We start from the raw sequence: 19,346 nt of genomic DNA, 5'->3' as shown, positions 1-19,346 counted from the left end.
GGCTGACAATCAGCCACAATTCGGACATGTCGCATGGGGTGACGGCTCCGCCGTCAGGTGCTCCGGTGTGCGGTCCGGCCGCCGCTTGTGCACGAAGTCCGAGCGGAGCGTGTGGTAGGGCGCCGCCGGGTCGTCGAACACCGCTCTCATCCGCTCCAGTTCCGCGGCCCGGTAGGCGCGCAGTGGCCGGACCTCCTCGTCGCGCTGCCGGGCCGCCTTCTTCTCGCCCAGCCGGGCCGCCAGACCACCGGAACGGGCCAGCCGTTCGGCCGTCCGGGCGACCTCGCCCGCGAAGTCCGCGGGGCCGCACTCCAGGACCCGGTCGACGAGCCCCAGCGACCGCGCGTGCGCCGCGCTCACCGGCAGCGCCCGGTCGGTCAGCCGCTCGGCGGCCCGGACGCCGACCCGGCGGGGCAGGGTGTACGTCCAGAACTCGGAGCCGTACAGGCCCATCAGCCGGTAGTGCGGGTTCAGCACGGTGCCCGCCCTGCACCACACCTCGTCGGCGGCCAGCGCCAGCATCACTCCGCCGGCGGCGGCATTCCCCGCGACGGCCGAGACGACGAGCCGGTCGGTGGTGGTCAGGATCTCCTCCGCCAGGTCGTCGATGGCCTCGATGTTGGCCAGGGACTCGGCGGCGGGGTCGGCGGCGGCCTCGATGAGGCCCAGGTGGATGCCGTTGGAGAAGAAGTCCCGGGCGCCGCCGAGGACGAGCACGTCCACCGGGCGGGTACGAGCGAGGCGGTAGGCCGCCAGCAGGCGGCGGCAGTGGTCGGTACCCATCGCACCGCCGGGGAAGGTGAAGCGGAGGAAGCCGACCGCTCCGCGCTCCTCGTACCGGATGTCGGGCCAGGCGGGGCTGTCGGCGGGCACGGGCCGGTGGGGGAGGTGGGGCCGGTGGGGGAGACCGGCCCGGGTGGTCGGGCCGGTGATTTCGGGGGTGTCGGGCGGGTCGGGCGGGTTGGGCAGGTCGGGCGTGCCAGTGGGGCCGGGCCGGCGGGCAGCCGGTTCGGGCGTGCCGGTCGGGCCGGGCTTGGCCAGGTCCGTGGGGTCGGGGTCAGTGGGGTCGGTTGCTTCGGGTGTGGCGAGCAGACCCGTGGGGTTGGGCCGGACACTGCGGCCGGTCGGTTCTGTCGGGTCGGTTGGTTCGGGTGTGGCGAGCAGGCCCGTGGGGTCCGGGAGACCGGCCGGGTCGGTCAGATCCGGCACGGCCGGCAGCCGGTCGCCGAGTGCCCGGGCGGCGGGCAGCTTGTACGTCGCCGGTCCCCCGGGTGTACGGCGCGGGCGCAGTTGGGGGATCCACACGGCGCCGTCCACGGTCGCCCGGCAGACGGCGCCGCCCCGCGTGGCCAGCACCTCGCCGGGCGGGCCGGTCAGCCGGTGCTCGGGGTGGCCGCCGTGCAGGTACCACTCGCCGCCGAGGAACGCGTCCAGCACCCCGGGGTGGGAGTCGGCGGCCCGCAGCTTGCGCAGCACCGTCCCGGTGGCGTCGCGGCGCCAGTCGATCCGTCGATCCTCCTGCCGCAGGTACGGCTGCCAGGTGTGCGTCCGCGGTGTGCGGGGCACGTGGCCGCCCGAGGCGAACCGTTCGACGGCGAGCAGCACCGCCTCCATGGCGGCGTCGGACACCTCGCCCCGGTACAGGTCGCTCTTGCCGACTCCCGGCGGCACGGCGAAGTCCGTCGACGCCCACACCGGCCCCGCGTCCATCTCGGCCACGGCCTGGAGCACGGTCACCCCCCACCGCTCGGCTCCGTCCTGCACCGCCCGGTCCAGGGACGACGGTCCCCGGTCGCCGGGCGGTCCCGGGTGCACGACCAGGCAGAGGTACGCCCGCCAGACCGCCTCGGGAATGGCGGTGGTCAGCATCGGCGCGAGCACCAGCTCGGGGGCGTGCCGGTGGACGGCCGCGGTCAGCCGGCTGTCCTCGCCGCCGAGGGCCAGTTCCACGGCGACCGGGTGGCCGCGGTCGCGCAGCTCGGCGAAAACCCGCTGGGTGAGGCTGTTGAACGCGCTGGCGAGCAGCAGGATCCGGGTCACTCCGCGATGGTCCACGGCGCCCGGCGCGTGCCGCGCGAGGCGCGCCCCCACGCACCCCGCGCTTGCGCCACCCGGAGGGAAACGGGCCCCGCCCGCCGCCCGGGTGCCGGTCCGGGGCCCGCGGTGTGCCTACCGTGACGGATCATGCACGAGCTGTCGATCGCCGCCGCCGTCGTGGAAAGCGCCGAGGCCGTCGCCCGAGAGCTCGGGGCGGACTGCGTGGAGGGCGTGACGCTGCGGATCGGCGAGCTGGCGGGCGTGGTCGCGGACGCGCTGCGGTTCTCCTTCGGGCTGGTCGCCGAGGGCACGCCGCTGCACGGGGCGGAACTGGTCATCGAGGAGGTGCCGGCCCGCGCCCTGTGCGGCGGCACCGGCGGCTGCGGCACCGAGTTCGCGGTCGGCTCGCCGCCCGGGCTGTGGTGCCCGCGCTGCGCGCGGCCGGCGGTGGAACTGCTGGCCGGGCGCGAACTGGAACTGGCGGAGGTACGAGTGGCAGGGAGCGCGTGATGTGCCGGAGCGTCGAGGTACTGCAGGCCGTTCTGGCCAAGAACGACGGCCTGGCCGCGGAACTGCGCGCCCGAATGGCCGGACGCGGTGTCACGGCCGTCAACCTGCTGTCCAGCCCGGGCAGCGGGAAAACCGCACTGCTGGAGCTGGTGTTGCGCCGGGCGGGTGAACGGGGCACCGCCTCGGCCGCGCTCACCGCCGACCTGGCGACCGAGAACGACGCGGTGCGGCTCGCCAGGTCCGGGGCGCCGGTCAAGCAGGTGCTGACCGGGGGGCTGTGCCATCTGGAGGCCGCCCAGCTCAGCGCCCACCTCGACGGCTGGCTGCCGGACGGCACGCGGCTGCTGTTCGTGGAGAACGTCGGCAACCTGGTCTGCCCCGCCTCGTACGACCTGGGTGAGACGCTGCGGGTGGCCCTGATGTCGGTGACGGAGGGCGAGGACAAGCCGCTGAAGTACCCGACGGCGTTCGGGGCGGCGAACCTCGTGGTGCTCACCAAGACCGACATCGCCGAAGCCGCGGGGTTCGACGAGGCCGCCTTCACCGCGTCCGTGGAGCGGATCAACCCCGGGGTGGAGGTACTGCGCACGTCGGCCCGTACGGGGCTGGGTGTCGACGCGCTTCTCGACCGCGTCCTGGCCGTGGCCGACGGAGCCGCGCCCCACCGTCCCCTGCTCGCCGCCGACCACCTCGCCCGCCACGGGCACGACCACGGTCCGGACCACGCCCACGCCCCGGTGCACGGCCCGAGCCACGAGCAACGGCCCGACCACGATCACGGCCACGATCACGGGCACGACCACGGTCCGGACCACGTCCACGCCTCGGTGCACGGCCCGAGCCGCGAGCACACGACGGCGCACGAGCACACGACCGCATGATGAACTCCCTGACCCGGCGCCCGGACCGGTCGGGTGACCCGTCGCCGGGCGACCGGCCCGCGGGTGGCCCGTCGCCGGGCCCTGATGCGGCCCCCGCGTCCGGGCTCCCGGCCGGGGCCGAGTCCGTACTGCGTCGCCGTGTCACGGTGCGCGGCACCGTCCAGGGCGTGGGCTTCCGGCCCTTCGTGTACGGGCTGGCGGCCGAACTGGCGCTGGCCGGGTTCGTCCGCAACGGCACACAGGGCGTGGTCACCGAGGTCGAGGGCACCCCCGAAGCCGTACAGGAGTTCTGCCGTCTCCTGCGGGACCGGCCGCCGCCGCTGGCGCGGGTCCGCGAGGTGGTGTACGAGACCGTGCCGGCCGTCGGGACCGGCGCGGCCCCGGGCTTCGTCATCCAGCCGTCCGAGGACGCCGGGGACACCGGCGGAGCCCGCCCGCTGATCCCGCCGGACACCGCGACCTGCGCCGACTGCCTGCGTGAGCTGGCCGACCCGGCCGACCGCCGCCACCGGCACCCGTTCATCGTCTGCACCCACTGCGGCCCCCGGTTCACCATCTCCACCGGCCTGCCCTACGACCGGGCGACGACCACGATGACGGCCTTCCCGCTGTGCCGGGAGTGCGCCGCCGAGTACGCCGACCCGGCCGACCGCCGGTTCCACGCCCAGCCGGTGGCCTGCCACGCCTGCGGGCCCCTGCTCAGGCTCACCGCCGCCGGGCGCCGGCCCGAGGAGGGCGGGCGGGCGTTGGCGGAGGCCCGAGGGATGCTGGCGCGCGGCGCGGTCGTCGCCGTCAAGGGCCTCGGCGGGTACCACCTCGTCTGTGACGCGACCGACGCGCGGGCCGTGCGGCGCCTGCGGGACCGCAAGGAACGCGGCGGCAAGCCCTTCGCGGTGATGTGCGCGGACCTCGCGGAGGCCGAGAAGCTGGCCCCGCTGAGCGCCGCCGAGCGGGCGGTCCTCAGCGGGCCCCGCGGCCCGATCGTGCTGCTGCGCCGCTCCCCGGGAGCCACCGGTGTGGCCGACGAGGTCTGCCCCGGCAGCCCGGACGTGGGCGTGATGCTGCCGTACACGCCGCTGCACCGGCTGCTGTTCGGGCTGCCGGGCGACCCGCCGGGGCCCCGCGTCCTCGTCATGACCAGTGGCAACCGCTCCGGAGAGCCCATCGTGACCGACGACGGGGAGGCCCGGGTCCGGCTCGCCGGGCTCGCCGACGCCTGGCTGTGGCACGACCGTGCCATCGAGGCGCCCTGTGACGACTCCGTGGTGCGGGTCCGCGCCGACGACGGCGGCGAACTCGTACTGCGGCGCTCGCGCGGCCACGTACCGGAACCCGTCGAACTGCCCGTCCCCGTACGTCCCGCGCTCGCCGTCGGCGGGGACCTGAAGAACGCGCTGTGCCTGGGCGGGGCCGGCAGCGCGTGGTTCTCCCCGCACATCGGCGACATGGGCGACCTGGCCACCGTACAGGCCTTCGAGCGGGCCGGTGAGCGGCTGTCCGCGCTGACCGGAATCGCCCCGGACCTGGTGGCCGCCGACCGGCACCCCGGGTACCACTCGGTTCGCTGGGCGCGGCGGCACGCCACCGCCACCGGCCGTCCGCTGCACCTGGTGCAGCACCACCACGCGCACATCGCCTCGGTGCTGGCGGAGAACGGCTTCGACGGCACCGGGCCGGTCGTCGGCGTCGCTTTCGACGGCACCGGCTACGGCGACGACGGGGCGGTCTGGGGCGGCGAGGTCCTGATCGCCGGTTACGGCGCGTACCGCCGCTTCGCCCACCTGCGGTACGCGCCCCTGCCGGGCGGCGACGCGGGCGTCGCCAACCCCTGCCGCACCGCCCTGGCCCGGCTGCGCACGGCCGGCCTGCCCTGGGACCCGGACCTGCCGTGCGTCGCCGCCTGCGCGCCCGACGAACTGCGGCTGCTGGAGCGCCAGTTGGAGCGGAACACGGCCTGCGTGCCGACGTCGAGCATGGGGCGGCTGTTCGACGCGGTGTCCTCGCTCGCCGGGCTGTGCCATCGGGCGGGGTACGAGGCACAGGCCGCGATCGCACTGGAGGCGGCAGCGGCGGTGGCCTGGGCGGAGAACACCGGCGCGTACGCCTTCGCGGGCCATGGCCCGGACCGGGCGCCGCTCGACCCCGGGCCGGTTCTGGCGGCGATCGTGGCCGACCTCCGCCGCCGGGTGCCCGTCACGGTGATCGCCGCCCGCTTCCATCGTGCGGTGGCGGCGGCCGTGGCGGCGGTCTGCCGGACGGCCCGGGAGGAGACGGGCGCGCGGGTGGCCGCGCTGTCGGGCGGGGTGTTCGCCAACGCCCTGCTCGACGAGGAGTGCGCCGCACGCCTGACGGCGGACGGCTTCACGGTGCTCCGCCACCGGCGGGTGCCGCCCACCGACGGCGGTCTCGCCCTCGGCCAACTGGTCGTGGCGGGGCGGGCGGAACGATGACGACGCAAGGGAGAGGCTCATGTGCCTGGCCGTGCCGGGACGAGTGGTCGGGATCGAGGACCGGGGCGGCACGCGCATGGCGCGGGTCGATTTCGGTGGCGTGGTGAAGGACGTGTGCCTGGCCTACGTGCCGGACGCCGAGGTGGGCGAGTACGTCATCGTCCACGTCGGCTTCGCGCTCCAGCGGCTGGACGAGCAGTCGGCCCGGGCCTCGCTGGAGCTGTTCGAGCAACTGGGCCTGCTGCAGGAGGAGTTCGGCGACCCGTGGGAGCAGGCTGAGAGCGACGCGGAAGGCGTGCGATGAGGTACATCGAGGAGTTCAACGATCCGGAACTGGCCCGTCGGCTGCTGGACGACATCCACGCGACCGTCACCCGCCCCTGGGCGATGATGGAGGTCTGCGGCGGCCAGACCCATTCCATCATCCGGCACGGCATCGACCAGCTGCTGCCCGACCAGGTGGAGCTCATCCACGGGCCGGGCTGCCCGGTGTGCGTGACTCCCCTGGAGATGATCGACAAGGCGCTGGCGATCGCCTCCCGCCCCGAGGTGATCTTCTGCTCGTTCGGGGACATGCTGCGGGTGCCGGGCACCGGCCGCGACCTGTTCCGGGTCAAGGGCGAGGGCGGTGACGTACGGGTGGTGTACTCGCCGCTCGACGCGCTGGACATCGCCCGCCGCAACCCCGACCGGCAGGTGGTGTTCTTCGGTATCGGCTTCGAGACCACGGCCCCGGCCAACGCAATGACCGTCCACGAGGCCCGCCGCCTCGGTATCGGCAACTTCAGCCTGCTCGTCTCGCACGTGTGCGTCCCGCCCGCCGTGGAGGCGATCATGCGGGCGCCGCACTGCCGCGTCCAGGCGTTCCTGGCGGCCGGCCATGTGTGCAGCGTGATGGGCACCTCCCAGTACCCGGAGCTGGCCGAGCGGTACCGGGTGCCGATCGTGGTGACCGGGTTCGAGCCACTGGACATCCTGGAGGGCATCCGCCGTACGGTCCGCCAACTGGAGCGCGGCGAGCACCGGGTGGAGAACGCCTACCCGCGCGCGGTGCGGGACGGCGGCAACCCGGCGGCCCTGCGCATGATCGAGGAGGTCTTCGAGACCACCGACCGCGCCTGGCGCGGCATCGGCACCATCCCGGACAGCGGCCTGCGGCTGTCGGAGGCGTTCCGCGCGTACGACGCGGAGCACCGGTTCGACGTGGGAGACGTGCGGACCGCCGAGTCCGCCGACTGCCACAGCGGCGAGGTGCTCCAGGGCCTGATCAAGCCGAACGAGTGCCCGGCCTTCGGCACCACCTGCACCCCGCGCACCCCGCTGGGCGCGACGATGGTCTCCAGCGAGGGAGCCTGCGCCGCGTACTACCTGTACCGACGACTGGAGGTGGCCCCCGTTGGCTGAGACGGTGGCTGAGGCGGTGGTTGAGACGCCGGCCGAAACGGTGATCGATCCGTCCGCGTGGTCCTGCCCGGCGCCGCTGCGGGACCACCCGGTGGTCGTCATGGGCCACGGGGGCGGCGGGGCGCTGTCCGCCGAGCTGATGGCCCATCTGTTCGCCCCGGCGTACGGCAACGAGACGCTGGCGGGGCTCGCCGACTCGGCGGCGCTGTCGCTGGGCGGGGCGCGGCTGGCCTTCTCCACCGACTCGTACGTGGTGCGACCGCTGTTCTTCCCCGGCGGGAGCATCGGCGACCTGGCCGTCAACGGGACGGTCAACGACCTCGCCATGAGCGGCGCCCGGGCTGCCTTCCTGTCCTGCGCGTTCATCCTGGAGGAGGGCGTCGGGCTGCCGGTGGTGGGCCGGATCGCGCAGGCCGTCGGTGCCGCCGCCGCGGCCGCCGGCGTGGCGGTGGTGACGGGCGACACCAAGGTGGTCGAGACCGGTCACGGCGACGGCGTCTACCTCAACACCTCCGGGATCGGGCTGATCCCGGACGGCGTCGACATCCGCCCCCAGCGGGCCAGGCCGGGCGACGTCGTGATCGTCAGCGGGCCGGTCGGCGCGCACGGGGTGGCCGTGCTGAGCGTGCGGGAGGGGCTGGAGTTCGGCGCGGACGTGGTCAGCGACACGGCGCCGCTGGGCGGGCTGGTGGCGGCGATGCTGGAGGTCACCCGGGACGTGCATGTGCTGCGCGACCCGACGCGCGGCGGGCTGGCCACGTCCCTGAACGAGATCGCCGCCGCGTCGGGCACCGGTGTCGTCCTCACCGAGCGGGCCGTCCCGGTGCCGGACGCCGTGGCGGCGGCCTGCGGCTTCCTCGGCCTGGACCCGTTGTACGTGGCGAACGAGGGCCGCCTGGTCGCCTTCGTGCCGCCCGAGCACGCGGAGCAGACGCTCGCCGCGATGCGCGCCCATCCGCAGGGCGCGGGTGCGGCCGTGATCGGTGCGTGCGTGGCCGACCACCCGGGCATGGTCGTCGCGCGGACCGGCCTCGGCGGCACCCGGGTGGTCGACCTCCCGCTCGGCGAGCAACTGCCGCGCATCTGCTGACCGCGCGTCGGGTGTCCGCCCGCCTGCCGGCCGTGCGCCGCCCCGCTGTGCGTCGGCCGCGCCTCACCGACGGGGCAAGGCCGCGGCGCCGGCCGGGTCGAGGAGATCCGGCCGGCGCCGTACCGCGTGCGACGCCCTACCCACCGCAGTGGTCCCGCGGACACCCGGTGGCCGCGGTACCGGGTGGCCGCGGCGCCGGGCGGACCGGGCGGATCAGGCGGTTTGCGCGGGCACCCGCCCCTGGCGGACGGCGTCGACGAGCGCCTGGTGGTCCCTCTCGTTCTGGTCCGCGTACGTCTCGGCGAAGGCCGCCACAGCGCGGTCGAAGGCGTCGCCGCGGCCCAGGTACGCCGCGATGGCGATACGGTCGCCCGACCGGGCGTGCGCGCGGGCCAGGACGGCGCCGCACAGCTGACCGAAGGCGCGCATGCCCTGGGGCACCATGATCTCGGGCTGGGCGATGCCCTTCCAGTCGCGCAACTGCCGGATGTAGAAGTCCCGTTGGCGGCCGTCGATGCCTTCCGCGCGCTCCCAGCCCAGGAAGATGTCGCTGGTGGCCTGCATGAGTCGCTGCCCGGAGACCACGCGCTCGCCCTGCGTCCGGTAGCCGGCGGCACCGACGTACGGCGCCAGGACCGACTGGTCGGCCTCCTTGGCCTGAAGCATCAGCGGGTCGCCGTCGTCCCGGCCGAGCAGCAGGATGATCCAGCAGCGCGTGCCCACACTGCCGACACCGACGACCTTGCGGGCGACGTCGGCCACCCGGTACCGCTCCAGCAGGTGCCGCCGGTCCGACTGCAGGCTCTGGCCGTAGCGCTCGACCAGGTGGTGGATCTGCTTCTCCAGCTCGCCGCGTTCGACATCGGGCAGCAGGTGCTGGAGGGGAGTGACCAGGGGCGGGTCCGGGGTGATCCGGCGCTGCCCGTCCTCGACGCGGGTGAGCTTGCGGAAGGCCTGCAGGTTGTCACGGATGCGCGCCTCGGTCACGGCCCGCGTCCAGCGCTTGCGGCCCCGCGCCCCCAGCCGCCCGGTCAGCCGCTCCCGTATCCAGTCCTCGTCGAAGTGGACGTACCAGACCGCGAGATCGCCCATACCGGCGAAGGTCCGCATGGCCGTGCGGTACGTGCCTACGGTCGCCCGTACGATGTCGGCCCGCTCCCGGTCGTCGAAGCCGTTGGCGCGGGCGGCGATGACCAGGCTGGCGGCCAGCCGCTTGACGTCCCACTCCCACGGACCGGGCAGCGTCTCGTCGAAGTCGTTGATGTCGAACACCATGCGGCGCTCCGGCGAGGCCAGCAGCCGGAAGTTCAGCAGGTGCGCGTCCCCGCAGGCCTGGGTCGTGAAGCCGGTGCGCGGGGTGGTGGCCAGGTCCATCGCCATGATGGCGGCGGCGCCGCGGTAGAAGCGGAACGGCGACTCGCTCATCCGGCCGTAGCGGATCGGCACCAGCTCCGGCACCCGGGTGGCCGACTGCTTCTCGACGACGTCGACCGGGTCGGTCCGGTCCGGCGCCGGCCCGAACTCGGCGTGGCTCGACCGGGGCACCGCCCGCCGGGCCGCCCGGCCGAGCGCGGCACGCTCGCCCGGGGTGCGGTGCGCGTTGTCCTGCCCGGTCGGGCGGTCGGGGTTCATGGTGGTCATCGCGATCGCCGTCCTGTCCCCGTCAGCGGGCGCTCGCCCGCTTGCTCCCGCTGGTGCACACCGCCCAGATGACGAAGGCGTCGATGGCGATCAGTGAGAGGGCCCAGAACGGGTAGTACGGCAGCCACATGAAGTTGCCGATCATCGACAGGCCCGCCGCGGTGATGGCGACGGCACGTGCCCAGAGCGCCGTCGTCCGCAACAGCGCCATGCCCGCGAGGACGACCAGGATGCCCAGCGCGAGATGCAGCCCGCCCCAGGCCGAGAGGTCGAACTTGTAGGCGTAGTTGCGGGCGACCACGATGATGTCGTCACTGGCCAGAGCGACGACGCCCTGCAGGATCCCCATCGTTCCGCTGAAGATCATCATGACGCCGGCGAAGGTGACCCAGCCGCTTCGCCACTCGCTCGTGCTGTCACCACCGCCGCCGCCGGTGCCCGCCACGTTGTCCCGACGTATGTCAGCCGTCGCCATTTGGGACTCCTCCTCCGCGAGGTGTCGCTCGGGGCCCTGGTGGTCAGGTTCCCCAATCCAGCCTGTCACCGGAGTCGACTTTCGGCACTTCCGGCGCATCGCCGCAGGCCGAACCCGCGAACACACGCTCGCGCGGGGCGAGGCGGGGAGCCGTGGCCGGGCCCATCCGGTTGCGGCCGACCGGGACGGCGAGTTGAGTCAACGGAGAGATACATACGTGTTTTCCGTCCGGAGGCCGCGATGGGATCGCCCGCTGCACCGCCGTCGGCACACACACCGCCGGGCACAGGAGCGACCGACAAGGGGCTCAAGCAGGGCGCACTGGGGCTGTACTCCAGCGTCGTGATCGGCCTGGCCTCCACCGCCCCCGCCTACAGCCTCGCGGCGACCCTCGGCGTCATCGTCGGCATCGTGGGGTTCCAGTCACCGATCGTGGTCATCCTGGCCTTCGTCCCGATGCTCCTGATCGCGTACGCGTACAAGGAGCTCAACCAGGCGGACCCCGACTGCGGCACCACCTTCACCTGGGCGTCCCGGGCGTTCGGCCCGCGCACCGGGTGGCTGGGCGGCTGGGGCATCGTCGCCGCCGACATCATCGTCATGGCCAACCTCGCGCAGATCGCCGGGGCGTACGGCTTCAAGCTGGTGGGAGCGGACGGACTCGCGGACAGCACCCTGTGGGTCACCGTGGCCGGCGTGCTGTGGATCGCGGTGATGACGCTGATCTGCTACATCGGCATCGAGATCTCGGCGGACAGTCAGAAGGTGCTGCTCACCATCGAGGTCGTGATCCTCGTCGTGCTGGCTGTCACGGCCCTGGTCAAGGTGTACGCGGGCACCGCGCCGAGTGTGGCCTCGCGCGCCGAGTGGTCCTGGTTCAACCCGTTCCGCATCGACTCGCTGGACGCCCTCACCAAGGGCATGCTCGCCGGGGTGTTCATCTACTGGGGCTGGGACACCGCCGTCGCGGTCAACGAGGAGACCGTCGACCGCGACCGCACCCCGGGCCGGGCCGCGGTCATCTCCACCGTCGTCCTGCTGCTCGTCTACGGCGTCGTCACCGTCTCGGCGCAGGCCTTCGCCGGGGTCGGGGACACGGGCATCGGCCTCGGCAACCCCGACAACGCCGACGACGTGCTGTCCAACCTGGGCTCCGAGGTCTTCGGCACGGGAGGTTGGGGCTCGTTCGCCACGAAGCTGCTGATCCTGATGGTGCTCACCTCGGCCGCGGCCTCCACCCAGACCACGATCCTGCCGACGGCCCGCACCACGCTGTCGATGGCGTCGTACAAGGCGATCCCGGACCGGTTCGCCCGGATCCACCCACGCTTCCTCACGCCGACCTGGTCCACGGTGGGCATGGGCCTGGCGTCCATCGCCTTCTACGTCGTGCTGACCCGGGTGAGCGAGAACGTACTGGCCGACTCCATCGGATCGGTGGGTCTGATGATCGCCTTCTACTACGGGCTCACCGGGTTCGCCTGTGTCTGGTACTACCGCAAGGTCCTCACCCGCAGCCCGCACGACCTGTTCTTCAAGGGAATCGTGCCGGGGCTCGGCGGCCTGCTGCTGCTGTACTTCTTCGTCCACGCCTGCCGGGTGTACTCGGCCGCGGACTACGGCTCCACCTCGTGGACCCTGCCGGTCCCGCCGCACTGGCGGCTCGGCGGGGTGCTGGTCACCGGCATCGGCGCGCTGCTGCTCGGCGGTGTGCTGATGCTGGTGTGCCGGCTGGCCAGTCCGGGGTTCTTCCGCCAGGAGACCATCCCCGTCTCCTCCTACGAACGCCGCTCGGGGCGCCACGCGGCCCCGAAGCGGCGCTGAGCCGGGCCCGGGTGCGGATGGCGCTGCTCGACCCGGCGGGGTCGGCGGCGCCGTCACCGACCCCGCCGGGTCCTGCCGCGGCTTCTTCGAACGCACGGTCTGACCGACCACGATGCCGGGTCACGATGCCCGATGCCGGACCTCGGTCCTTGACCCTCGATGCCCGATGCCCGACCTCGATGCCTGATCCCCGATGTCCGATGCCCGACCTCGATCCCCGAGGCGCCGGGGCCGGGGCCCCGTCGCCCCGGGGTGCTGCTGTGGCCGGCGGGCGGCGACGAGCGGTCTGCTGGTCGCAGAACAGGGGGCGCATGTACGCCTCGGGTCCTCGGCCCCAGCCGCGGCGCCGGACTGCTCCACGGCTGGGGCATGGCTGGTCACCCGCCGTCGGCCGTCCGGCGCCGTCGACCACACCGGGGCGTGGGGCCCAGGCAGGCAGCCCCGGCCCAGGCAGGCACCCCCGGTGACAGGGCCTCACAAGCCTCTGGAACAGCCTCTGGAACAGCCTCGGGAACGGAACCGGTCAGGACTCCTGGGCGCCCAGCCGCAGCCGGTCACCGCTGCGGGTGATCCCGTACCTGGCCAGCCCGCTGGTGGCCGGGCCCTGGAGCAGCGCCCCGGTGTCCGCGTCGAACTCGGAGTTGTGGCAGGGGCAGACCAGCTTGCCGTCGACGGGCGCGTCGACCACGCAGCGGGCGTGCGGGCAGAGCGCCGACAGCGCGGTGTACCGGCCCTGCTCAGGCTGCAGCACATACACCGCGTCGCCGGTGGCCGGGTCCGTGGTCCTGGCGGCACCGCCGACCGGGATGTCGGCCACCGCCACCGAAGCGGCCCCCGCCGCTTCCCCGGAGCCCGCCGCTTCCCCGGAATCCGCCGCTTCCCCGGAGCCCGGCGTGGCCGGTGCGGTCGCCTGCCCGGCCGCGGCCGACGCCGACGGCGTGGCGGCCGCCTCCTCCTTGCGGCCCAGCCTGGCCGCCGGCGCCCCGGCCAGCATCCCGACGCCCGCCACCGCCACGGCCGCCACACCGCCGTCGATCAGTGCCCGCCGCCGCACCGCGTCCGGCGCCGCCCCGGCCGCCCGTGCCAGGGCCGAGCGCCGCGCCAGCAGGGCGTCCAGCGAGAGCAGCGGGGCCCCGCTCAACAGCAGCGGCGTCCACGCCAGCAGGTAGGCCAGGTCGTTGCCCAGGTAGTACGGGTCCATCTGCCAGCTCACCGTCAGCCACAGGCTGAGGCTGATCAGGGCACCGCCGAGGGCGGCCAGCCGCGTCCACAGGCCCAGCAGGGAGCCCAGGCCGACCGCCAGCTCGCCGAAGGCCATGGCCAGGGCCACCGGCGTGGGCGCCCGTAGCGCCAGATCCAGCAGCGGCCCTATCGGCCCGGCGCCCCCGGTTGCCTGGGCCTGCGCCACGAAGGACGCCGGGTCGGCAGCCCCGGCCAGGTAGTGGGTGGAGGCGAGCTTGTCCAGGCCCGCGTAGACGAAGGTCGCGCCCAGGAAGAGCCGCAGCGGCAGTAGCGCATACCGGGACACCTGCTCCTTCAGGTCCGCCGGCCCCGCCGCAGGCAACCGTTCGCCGCCCTGGGCGCCGGGCTTCATCGCCGTGTCACGCTTCGTCATGCCGCTCCTCCTCCGTGGTCCCCCCTCGGCCGCGGCCGAGGAGGCGGGGTCGTCCGATGGCCCCGTCATCTGCCTTCCCGCGCCGGCTCAGCGGGGGCGCCGGTCATCCGGGTGACATCCCGCGCCGGCACACCGGTCCGCGCCCTCGGTCGGTGGTCATGGCCGGGTCCGGCGGCGCCAGGCCCGCGGCCCGCGCCGCGGGCGGAGCGCGGCGACAGGAACCCATGGGATTCCTCATTCGTGAGCAGGTGGTTCCAGCCGGCCCGTCAGGGCCGGTGGACTGCTTGCGGGTGGAGAGACCGGTTTCTCGTCAGGTTTCCAGGCCTGGTTCGAGGCCGGTCGGCCCACCCGGGACGGGGTTCGTGGTGATTACGTGGGTGCCGGGCTGACCCCTCTGGGTTCCTGGCCGGCGAGGCCGTCGCGGGGTCCCTGGGCGGCGCGTGCCTGCGGGGTGCCCGGCGCGGACCAGGTGCCCCCGTGGTGGTTGGCACTCGCCCCCACGGCACCATGGGTGTCGACAGTGACCAGGGCGTTTCCGGGGGACCAGTCCCGCAGCATCAGGACGCCGCCGGCCGGATCGGCACCGAGCGCGTGGATGTGTACCAGCCCCGAGCCCGCCTCGGCCGCTCCGGGGCCGCCGGACTCGGGCTCGCCGCCACAGGCCCGAGTTGCCTGGTGCGACTTCACCGCTTACCCACCGGGGGTGCTCGCGCGTCCACGCCCGGGTGGACAGGTGACGATCACGCCCCCGGCCGTGGCGGGACGGATCGCGGCAGCGACCGCAGCACGCAAACGGCTGCCTCCCCGAGGGGAAGCAGCCGAAAGACAAAGACCACGATGGTGCCCCCAACGGGATTCGAACCCGTGCTACCGCCTTGAAAGGGCGGCGTCCTGGGCCACTAGACGATGAGGGCTAATTGGCCCGCCTGGGCGCTTCGCAGCGCGTCGGGGACGTGTGCAGCATATGGGATGGGATCGGGGATCGCCAAAACGGTTTGGCGGGGAGGCGGGTAAGTACGGGGGCGGGGAGCGGGGGAGCGGCCACAATGGGCGTGTGCTGGAGATGACCCGCGAGGACTTCGAGGAACTGGTCGGCGAGGCGCTGGACCGTATCCCCGTCGAGCTGACCCGCCTGATGGACAACGTGGCCGTGTTCGTCGAGGACGAGCCGACGGACGGCGACGGCGACCTGCTCGGGCTGTACGAGGGGACCCCGCTGACCGAGCGGGGCGAGTGGTACGCGGGCGTGCTGCCCGACCGGATCACCATCTACCGCGGGCCCACGCTGCGGATGTGCGACACCCGGGAGCAGGCCGTGGAGGAGACGGAGATCACCGTCGTCCACGAGATCGCCCACCACTTCGGCATCGACGACGAGCGGCTGCACGCCCTCGGATACGGGTGAGGCGCGCTGCCGCGGGGTGTCCGGGCTGATCGGGCTGCCGCCCACTGACCGGCGGGCCGTCCCGGCCCGACCGCGCCGTTTCGCGCGCCGACCGCGCTGAGCCGGGTCCTTCCGTGCCGGTTCCGTCCCGTGCCGGGTCCCTTCCGTGCCGGGTCCTCCCGTGCCGGTTCTGTCCCGTGCCGGGTCCTTCCGTGCCGGGTCCCTTCCGTGCCGGGTCCGTCCCGCGCCGGGCCCGGTCCGTCCGAGGGCGTCGCCCGGTCGCGGTCCGTTCGGCGCCGTCCCATGCCGATCCCCGCGGCTCGCCGCCTCCCGGCACCCTGCGCCCGCCCTGGCGTGTCCTGGCGGGTCGCGGTGACGTTGGACACCGCGAGACCGCACGGCGGCGTACGCCGGTACCGTACGCGCGCTCCGCACCCGAGGCCGAGGTTCCCGCATGCCCGCATTGACCGCCCGCGCAGGTGTCGCCGGGGTTCGTTCCGCCGTACTCGTCACTCTGGTGGCCGCCGGCGTCGCCGCCTGCGTGAGCGCGGGGGGTGCGTCCGAGGAGCGGGCGCCCGGGCGGGCGCCGGTGAGCGTGGGGAGTGCCGCGGAGGGGCCCCGCGGGGTCGGGGAGCAGGGCAGGCCCTGGCCTGCGGCGAGGGGTGGTGGCATGTCGCCGTCGCCGACGGTCACCGGGGATACGCCCTCCGCCGGGGCGCCCACCTCCGTATCCCCCGGCCCCGCCGCACACGGCGAACCCGCGGACCGCGTCCTGCCGCCCCCTGCCGACGACCCGAGCGCCCCGCGGCCCACCACGCAGCCGTCCCCGACCGCCGAGCCGCCGCCGACCGCCCCGCCCTCCCCGGAACCGACCACCGACCCCCCCACCGACCCGCCCTCCCCGACCGCGTCCCCCGACCCGACCGGCTCCCCCGAGACCTAGTTGTTCTGTCCATGGAGGTCGCCCCGTCGCGACGCCCGGCACGGCACCTCGCGGCGTTGCCGCATCGGCCGGGCAGGTCCGCTGCGGGGCCGGTCCGGCGCCTTGCGACCCGCACCGGATGCTGCTCCCTGACTGGCGAACCCTGACCCACGCGGCACCTGCGGCGCGACGCGGCGGCGGCCCCGGGACGCAGCGGCATACCAGAGGCACAGCGACGACACCCCGCCTGCACCCCCCTGCACCCTGCCTGCACCCTGCTCAGCCAGGTGATTTGGGAAAGTCGGGATGGATGCGTATGCTGGGAGATCGTCTGATCCCACACTCCATTTTCCCATTTGCCTGGCGCCTGATCCCGAGCGCGCCGCGTGGCGCGTTCCTCATCTCCTGTTGGCTGACCGCACAGAGGCGGTTGTAAGCAACCTGCGGAGCTGGCGCGTGCCGTAAGTCTCCGAGAGGTTTAGCTTCAGCATGTCCCTTGACAGTGCCGACCGTTCCGCCATGCCCGAGAACGCCGCCGACGCAGCCAGCACGACAGCAGCCACGCACAGCGCCACGCAAACCGCCGGGGAAGCCGTCACGGCCCCGGTGACGGAAACCACCGCCGAAGCCCCCGAGATCACCTTCGCCGACCTCGGTCTCCCCGACGAGATCGTGCGCAAGCTCACCCAGAACGGCGTGGTGACCCCCTTCCCGATCCAGGCCGCCACCATCCCGGACGCCCTGTCCGGCCGGGACATCCTGGGCCGCGGCCGGACCGGTTCCGGCAAGACCCTCTCCTTCGGTCTGCCGCTGCTCACCCTCCTCGCCGGCGGCCACACCGAGAAGAAGCGCCCCCGCGGCGTCATCCTCACCCCGACCCGCGAGCTGGCCATGCAGGTCGCCGACGCGCTCCAGCCCTACGGCGACGTGCTCGGCCTGAAGATGAAGGTCGTCTGCGGCGGCACGTCCATGCAGAACCAGATCTACGCCCTCGAGCGCGGCGTGGACATCCTGGTGGCCACCCCGGGCCGGCTGCGCGACCTGATCAACCGCGGCGCCGCCGCCCTGGACCAGGTGCGGATCGCCGTACTGGACGAGGCCGACCAGATGGCCGACATGGGCTTCCTGCCCGAGGTCACCGAGATCCTCGACCTCATCCCGGCCGGCGGCCAGCGGCTGCTGTTCTCCGCGACGCTGGAGAACGAGATCGACACCCTCGTGAAGCGCTACCTGGTCGGCCCGGTCACCCACGAGGTGGACGCCGCCCAGGGCGCGGTCACCACCATGACCCACCATGTGCTGGTCGTGAAGCCCAAGGACAAGGCGCCGGTCACCGCCGCCATCGCAGCCCGCAAGGGCCGCACCATCATCTTCGTCCGCACCCAGATGGGCGCCGACCGCGTCGCCGAGCAGCTCATCGAGTCCGGCGTACGCGCCGACGCGCTGCACGGCGGCATGACCCAGGGCGCCCGCACCCGCACGCTGGAGGACTTCAAGGGCGGGCACGTCAACGTGCTGGTCGCCACCGACGTCGCCGCCCGCGGCATCCACGTCGACGGCATCGACCTGGTACTGAACGTCGACCCGGCCGGCGACCACAAGGACTACCTGCACCGTTCCGGCCGCACCGCCCGCGCGGGCAAGTCCGGCACGGTCGTCTCGCTGGCCCTCCCGCACCAGCGCAAGCAGATCTTCCGGCTGATGGAGGACGCGGGCGTGGACGCCTCGCGCCACATCATCGGCGGCGCCGGCGTCTTCGACGAGGACGTCGCCCGTATCACGGGTGCCCGCTCGCTGACCGACGTGCAGGCCGACGCGGTGCAGAACGCCGCCGCGCAGGCCGAGCGCGAGGTGGCCGAACTCACCCGCCAGCTCGAACGTGTGCAGCGGCGCGCCGCCGAACTCCGCGAGGAGGCGGACCGGTTGACCGCCCGTTCGGCGCGCGAGCGCGGTGAGGACCCGGACGAGGCGGTGGCCGCCAAGGCCGCCGAGCTGGCCGCGGAGGCAGCCGCCGCCGAGGCCGCCGCCGTGCCCGTCATCCCCGCGCCCCGCGAGGAACGCCCCGCCCCGGCGCGGCGCGACGAGCGCGGCAACTTCGACCGGCGCCGTGACGAGCGCCCGTCGTACAACCGTGACGAGCGCCGCGACAGCCGGCCGTCCTACGGTGACCGCGACCGCCGTCCGTCCTACGGCGGCGACCGTGACCGCGACCGCCCCACCTCGTACGGCCGCGACAACCGGCCCTCCGGCTCCTCCGGTTCCGGCTCGTCGTCGTACGACCGCAAGCCGCGCTGGAAGCGCAACGGCTGACGGCGGTCGACTGACGCCGGGGGCCGATCCGCAAGACCCGTAACGGACCCCATGGGCCCGCGACGTGCGAGGAATCGCACGCCGCGGGCCCGTTCCGTTGTGCCTGTGGGGCGGCTGTTGCGATGCCGTCGTGGGTGGTGGGGTTCGAGACCTGGGCCCCGCTCCGGCCACCTCCTACCGCGGCTGCAGCGCGGTCGAGCTGACCCAGACGCGGGTCCTGACCGGTCCTGACTGCTTCACCGGGCGGTCCGGCGACGACATCTCGTTCGCGTACGACGGCGGCGTGCAGGGCAGCGGCAGCGGCGGCCCACGGTTCCGCGTACACCCGCGGTACGACTGGCAGACCCGTCAGGCGGCGTTCGCCGTGCTGCCCCGGGCTCCGGGGAGCCGGCCGGACACGTTGATCGGGATCTCCGCGACCAAGGCCACGCGTTGCGTGGACACCAACGGTGTGCGCGTCTACACCAACGTCACCGCGTACCGCAGCCAGATGATCGCATGGGGCCGGGACGTCTACGCCTACCCCCACGACAGCGGTTCGGTCACCGCCCGGCAGCTCGTCACTGGCTTCGGCTACCTGTCCTACTGCGGCATCGACGACGACAACCGGCTGACCGGCTGCCTTCCGTACGGCGGGGCGACAGAGTACGCCAAGACCCTGTTCAACTTCTTCACCCAGGCAGGCGACCTCAACGGCGACGGCCGGGGCGAGGTACTCGCCCGCACCCCCGGCGGCGCCCTGTACCGCTACCCCGACGGCTGGGGCTCCGGCCCCAGCCTCGACACCGCCCCCAAAACCTGGC

Annotated in this window: 15 protein-coding genes, 1 tRNA gene and 2 pseudogenes; 11 read left to right on the top strand and 7 right to left on the bottom strand. The window is 73.8% G+C overall.

From position 1 onward, the window contains the following. Positions 1-9 precede the first annotated feature (9 nt). Complete coding sequence (locus VIW71_RS05565) at positions 10-2,040, bottom strand: hydrogenase maturation protein (RefSeq protein WP_331620833.1); 2,031 nt, start codon at positions 2,038-2,040, stop codon at positions 10-12. 144 nt (positions 2,041-2,184) lie between these two features. Here VIW71_RS05565 and VIW71_RS05560 point away from each other — a divergent pair, with 144 nt between their 5' ends. The 6 genes from VIW71_RS05560 to hypE all read left to right on the top strand — a co-directional run bounded on the left by VIW71_RS05560 (position 2,185) and on the right by hypE (position 8,372). Continuing rightward, on the top strand, positions 2,185-2,547 hold the full coding sequence (locus VIW71_RS05560) for a hydrogenase maturation nickel metallochaperone HypA (protein WP_331620832.1): 363 nt from the start codon (positions 2,185-2,187) through the stop codon (positions 2,545-2,547). After that, entirely contained in the window at positions 2,547-3,428 is an 882-nt protein-coding gene (hypB, locus tag VIW71_RS05555) for a hydrogenase nickel incorporation protein HypB (RefSeq protein WP_331620831.1), read from the top strand. The genes VIW71_RS05560 and hypB overlap by 1 nt, the downstream gene beginning before the upstream one ends. After that, positions 3,428-5,878 carry a carbamoyltransferase HypF gene (gene hypF / locus VIW71_RS05550; protein WP_414720670.1) on the top strand — a complete coding sequence of 817 codons (2,451 nt, stop codon included), beginning with the start codon at positions 3,428-3,430 and terminating at the stop codon, positions 5,876-5,878. The genes hypB and hypF overlap by 1 nt, the downstream gene beginning before the upstream one ends. A gap of 19 nt (positions 5,879-5,897) precedes the next feature. Continuing rightward, the gene (locus VIW71_RS05545; RefSeq protein ID WP_331620829.1) at positions 5,898-6,182 is read left to right on the top strand and encodes a HypC/HybG/HupF family hydrogenase formation chaperone; all 285 of its coding nucleotides are present in this window, start codon (positions 5,898-5,900) and stop codon (positions 6,180-6,182) included. Next, positions 6,179-7,282, top strand: coding sequence for a hydrogenase formation protein HypD (gene hypD, locus VIW71_RS05540; protein ID WP_331620828.1), 1,104 nt, complete (start codon positions 6,179-6,181; stop codon positions 7,280-7,282). Before VIW71_RS05545 ends, hypD begins: the two co-directional genes overlap by 4 nt. 100 nt (positions 7,283-7,382) lie before the next feature. Further along, entirely contained in the window at positions 7,383-8,372 is a 990-nt protein-coding gene (gene hypE, locus VIW71_RS05535; protein ID WP_414720669.1) for a hydrogenase expression/formation protein HypE, read from the top strand. A 213-nt stretch (positions 8,373-8,585) separates the two neighbouring features. Here the strand turns inward: hypE and VIW71_RS05530 are convergent, their stop codons facing one another. Together VIW71_RS05530 and VIW71_RS05525 are read right to left on the bottom strand one after the other, a co-directional pair. Then, positions 8,586-10,004, bottom strand: a complete 1,419-nt coding sequence (locus VIW71_RS05530) for a DUF2252 domain-containing protein (RefSeq protein ID WP_331620868.1) — start codon at positions 10,002-10,004, stop codon at positions 8,586-8,588. A gap of 31 nt (positions 10,005-10,035) precedes the next feature. After that, positions 10,036-10,488, bottom strand: coding sequence for a DUF7144 family membrane protein (locus VIW71_RS05525; RefSeq protein ID WP_331620826.1), 453 nt, complete (start codon positions 10,486-10,488; stop codon positions 10,036-10,038). Positions 10,489-10,728: 240 nt separating this feature from the next. On the opposite strand from VIW71_RS05525, the gene VIW71_RS05520 reads away from it, so the two are divergent. Further along, positions 10,729-12,312, top strand: coding sequence for an APC family permease (locus tag VIW71_RS05520; RefSeq protein ID WP_331620825.1), 1,584 nt, complete (start codon positions 10,729-10,731; stop codon positions 12,310-12,312). Between the two features lie 523 nt (positions 12,313-12,835). Here the strand turns inward: VIW71_RS05520 and VIW71_RS05515 are convergent. The 4 genes and pseudogenes from VIW71_RS05515 to VIW71_RS05500 all read right to left on the bottom strand — a co-directional run bounded on the left by VIW71_RS05515 (position 12,836) and on the right by VIW71_RS05500 (position 14,841). Beyond that, a complete protein-coding gene (locus VIW71_RS05515; protein WP_331620867.1) occupies positions 12,836-13,306 on the bottom strand; it encodes a Rieske (2Fe-2S) protein in 471 nt (156 codons plus the stop codon). Positions 13,307-13,405: 99 nt separating this feature from the next. Next, a pseudogene (locus VIW71_RS05510) lies at positions 13,406-13,906 on the bottom strand (DoxX family protein); the annotation flags it as partial. Positions 13,907-14,296: 390 nt separating this feature from the next. Next, complete coding sequence (locus VIW71_RS05505; protein WP_331620824.1) at positions 14,297-14,614, bottom strand: hypothetical protein; 318 nt, start codon at positions 14,612-14,614, stop codon at positions 14,297-14,299. Between the two features lie 151 nt (positions 14,615-14,765). Continuing rightward, positions 14,766-14,841: transfer RNA gene (locus VIW71_RS05500), tRNA-Glu, on the bottom strand. A gap of 140 nt (positions 14,842-14,981) precedes the next feature. On the opposite strand from VIW71_RS05500, the gene VIW71_RS05495 reads away from it, so the two are divergent. The 4 genes and pseudogenes from VIW71_RS05495 to VIW71_RS05480 form a co-directional block, all read left to right on the top strand. Further along, the gene (locus VIW71_RS05495; RefSeq protein ID WP_331620823.1) at positions 14,982-15,332 is read left to right on the top strand and encodes a metallopeptidase family protein; all 351 of its coding nucleotides are present in this window, start codon (positions 14,982-14,984) and stop codon (positions 15,330-15,332) included. A gap of 649 nt (positions 15,333-15,981) precedes the next feature. Next, positions 15,982-16,254 (top strand): hypothetical protein, encoded by a 273-nt coding sequence (locus tag VIW71_RS05490; protein ID WP_331620822.1) that lies wholly within the window; start codon positions 15,982-15,984, stop codon positions 16,252-16,254. Positions 16,255-16,722: 468 nt separating this feature from the next. Continuing rightward, positions 16,723-18,543 carry a DEAD/DEAH box helicase gene (locus tag VIW71_RS05485; protein WP_331620821.1) on the top strand — a complete coding sequence of 607 codons (1,821 nt, stop codon included), beginning with the start codon at positions 16,723-16,725 and terminating at the stop codon, positions 18,541-18,543. Between the two features lie 130 nt (positions 18,544-18,673). Next, positions 18,674-19,346 (top strand): annotated as a pseudogene (locus VIW71_RS05480) (hypothetical protein); the annotation flags it as partial.

Origin of the sequence: Streptomyces sp. (assembly GCF_036524955.1) — a bacterium.
In the GTDB taxonomy this organism is placed as follows: Bacteria; Actinomycetota; Actinomycetes; order Streptomycetales; family Streptomycetaceae; genus Actinacidiphila.
This window is presented reverse-complemented; position numbering and strand designations above follow the sequence as displayed.

Coding starts and splice junctions, on each gene's coding strand:
- VIW71_RS05515 (WP_331620867.1), bottom strand. CDS start 13,306: ATGCTGGCCGGGGCGCCGGCGGCCAGGCTGGGCCGCAAGGAGGAGGCG.
- VIW71_RS05490 (WP_331620822.1), top strand. CDS start 15,982: ATGTCGCCGTCGCCGACGGTCACCGGGGATACGCCCTCCGCCGGGGCG.
- VIW71_RS05560 (WP_331620832.1), top strand. CDS start 2,185: ATGCACGAGCTGTCGATCGCCGCCGCCGTCGTGGAAAGCGCCGAGGCC.
- VIW71_RS05485 (WP_331620821.1), top strand. CDS start 16,723: ATGTCCCTTGACAGTGCCGACCGTTCCGCCATGCCCGAGAACGCCGCC.
- hypE (WP_414720669.1), top strand. CDS start 7,383: ATGGGCCACGGGGGCGGCGGGGCGCTGTCCGCCGAGCTGATGGCCCAT.
- VIW71_RS05520 (WP_331620825.1), top strand. CDS start 10,729: ATGGGATCGCCCGCTGCACCGCCGTCGGCACACACACCGCCGGGCACA.
- hypF (WP_414720670.1), top strand. CDS start 3,428: ATGAACTCCCTGACCCGGCGCCCGGACCGGTCGGGTGACCCGTCGCCG.
- hypD (WP_331620828.1), top strand. CDS start 6,179: ATGAGGTACATCGAGGAGTTCAACGATCCGGAACTGGCCCGTCGGCTG.
- VIW71_RS05525 (WP_331620826.1), bottom strand. CDS start 10,488: ATGGCGACGGCTGACATACGTCGGGACAACGTGGCGGGCACCGGCGGC.
- hypB (WP_331620831.1), top strand. CDS start 2,547: ATGTGCCGGAGCGTCGAGGTACTGCAGGCCGTTCTGGCCAAGAACGAC.
- VIW71_RS05545 (WP_331620829.1), top strand. CDS start 5,898: ATGTGCCTGGCCGTGCCGGGACGAGTGGTCGGGATCGAGGACCGGGGC.
- VIW71_RS05530 (WP_331620868.1), bottom strand. CDS start 10,004: ATGAACCCCGACCGCCCGACCGGGCAGGACAACGCGCACCGCACCCCG.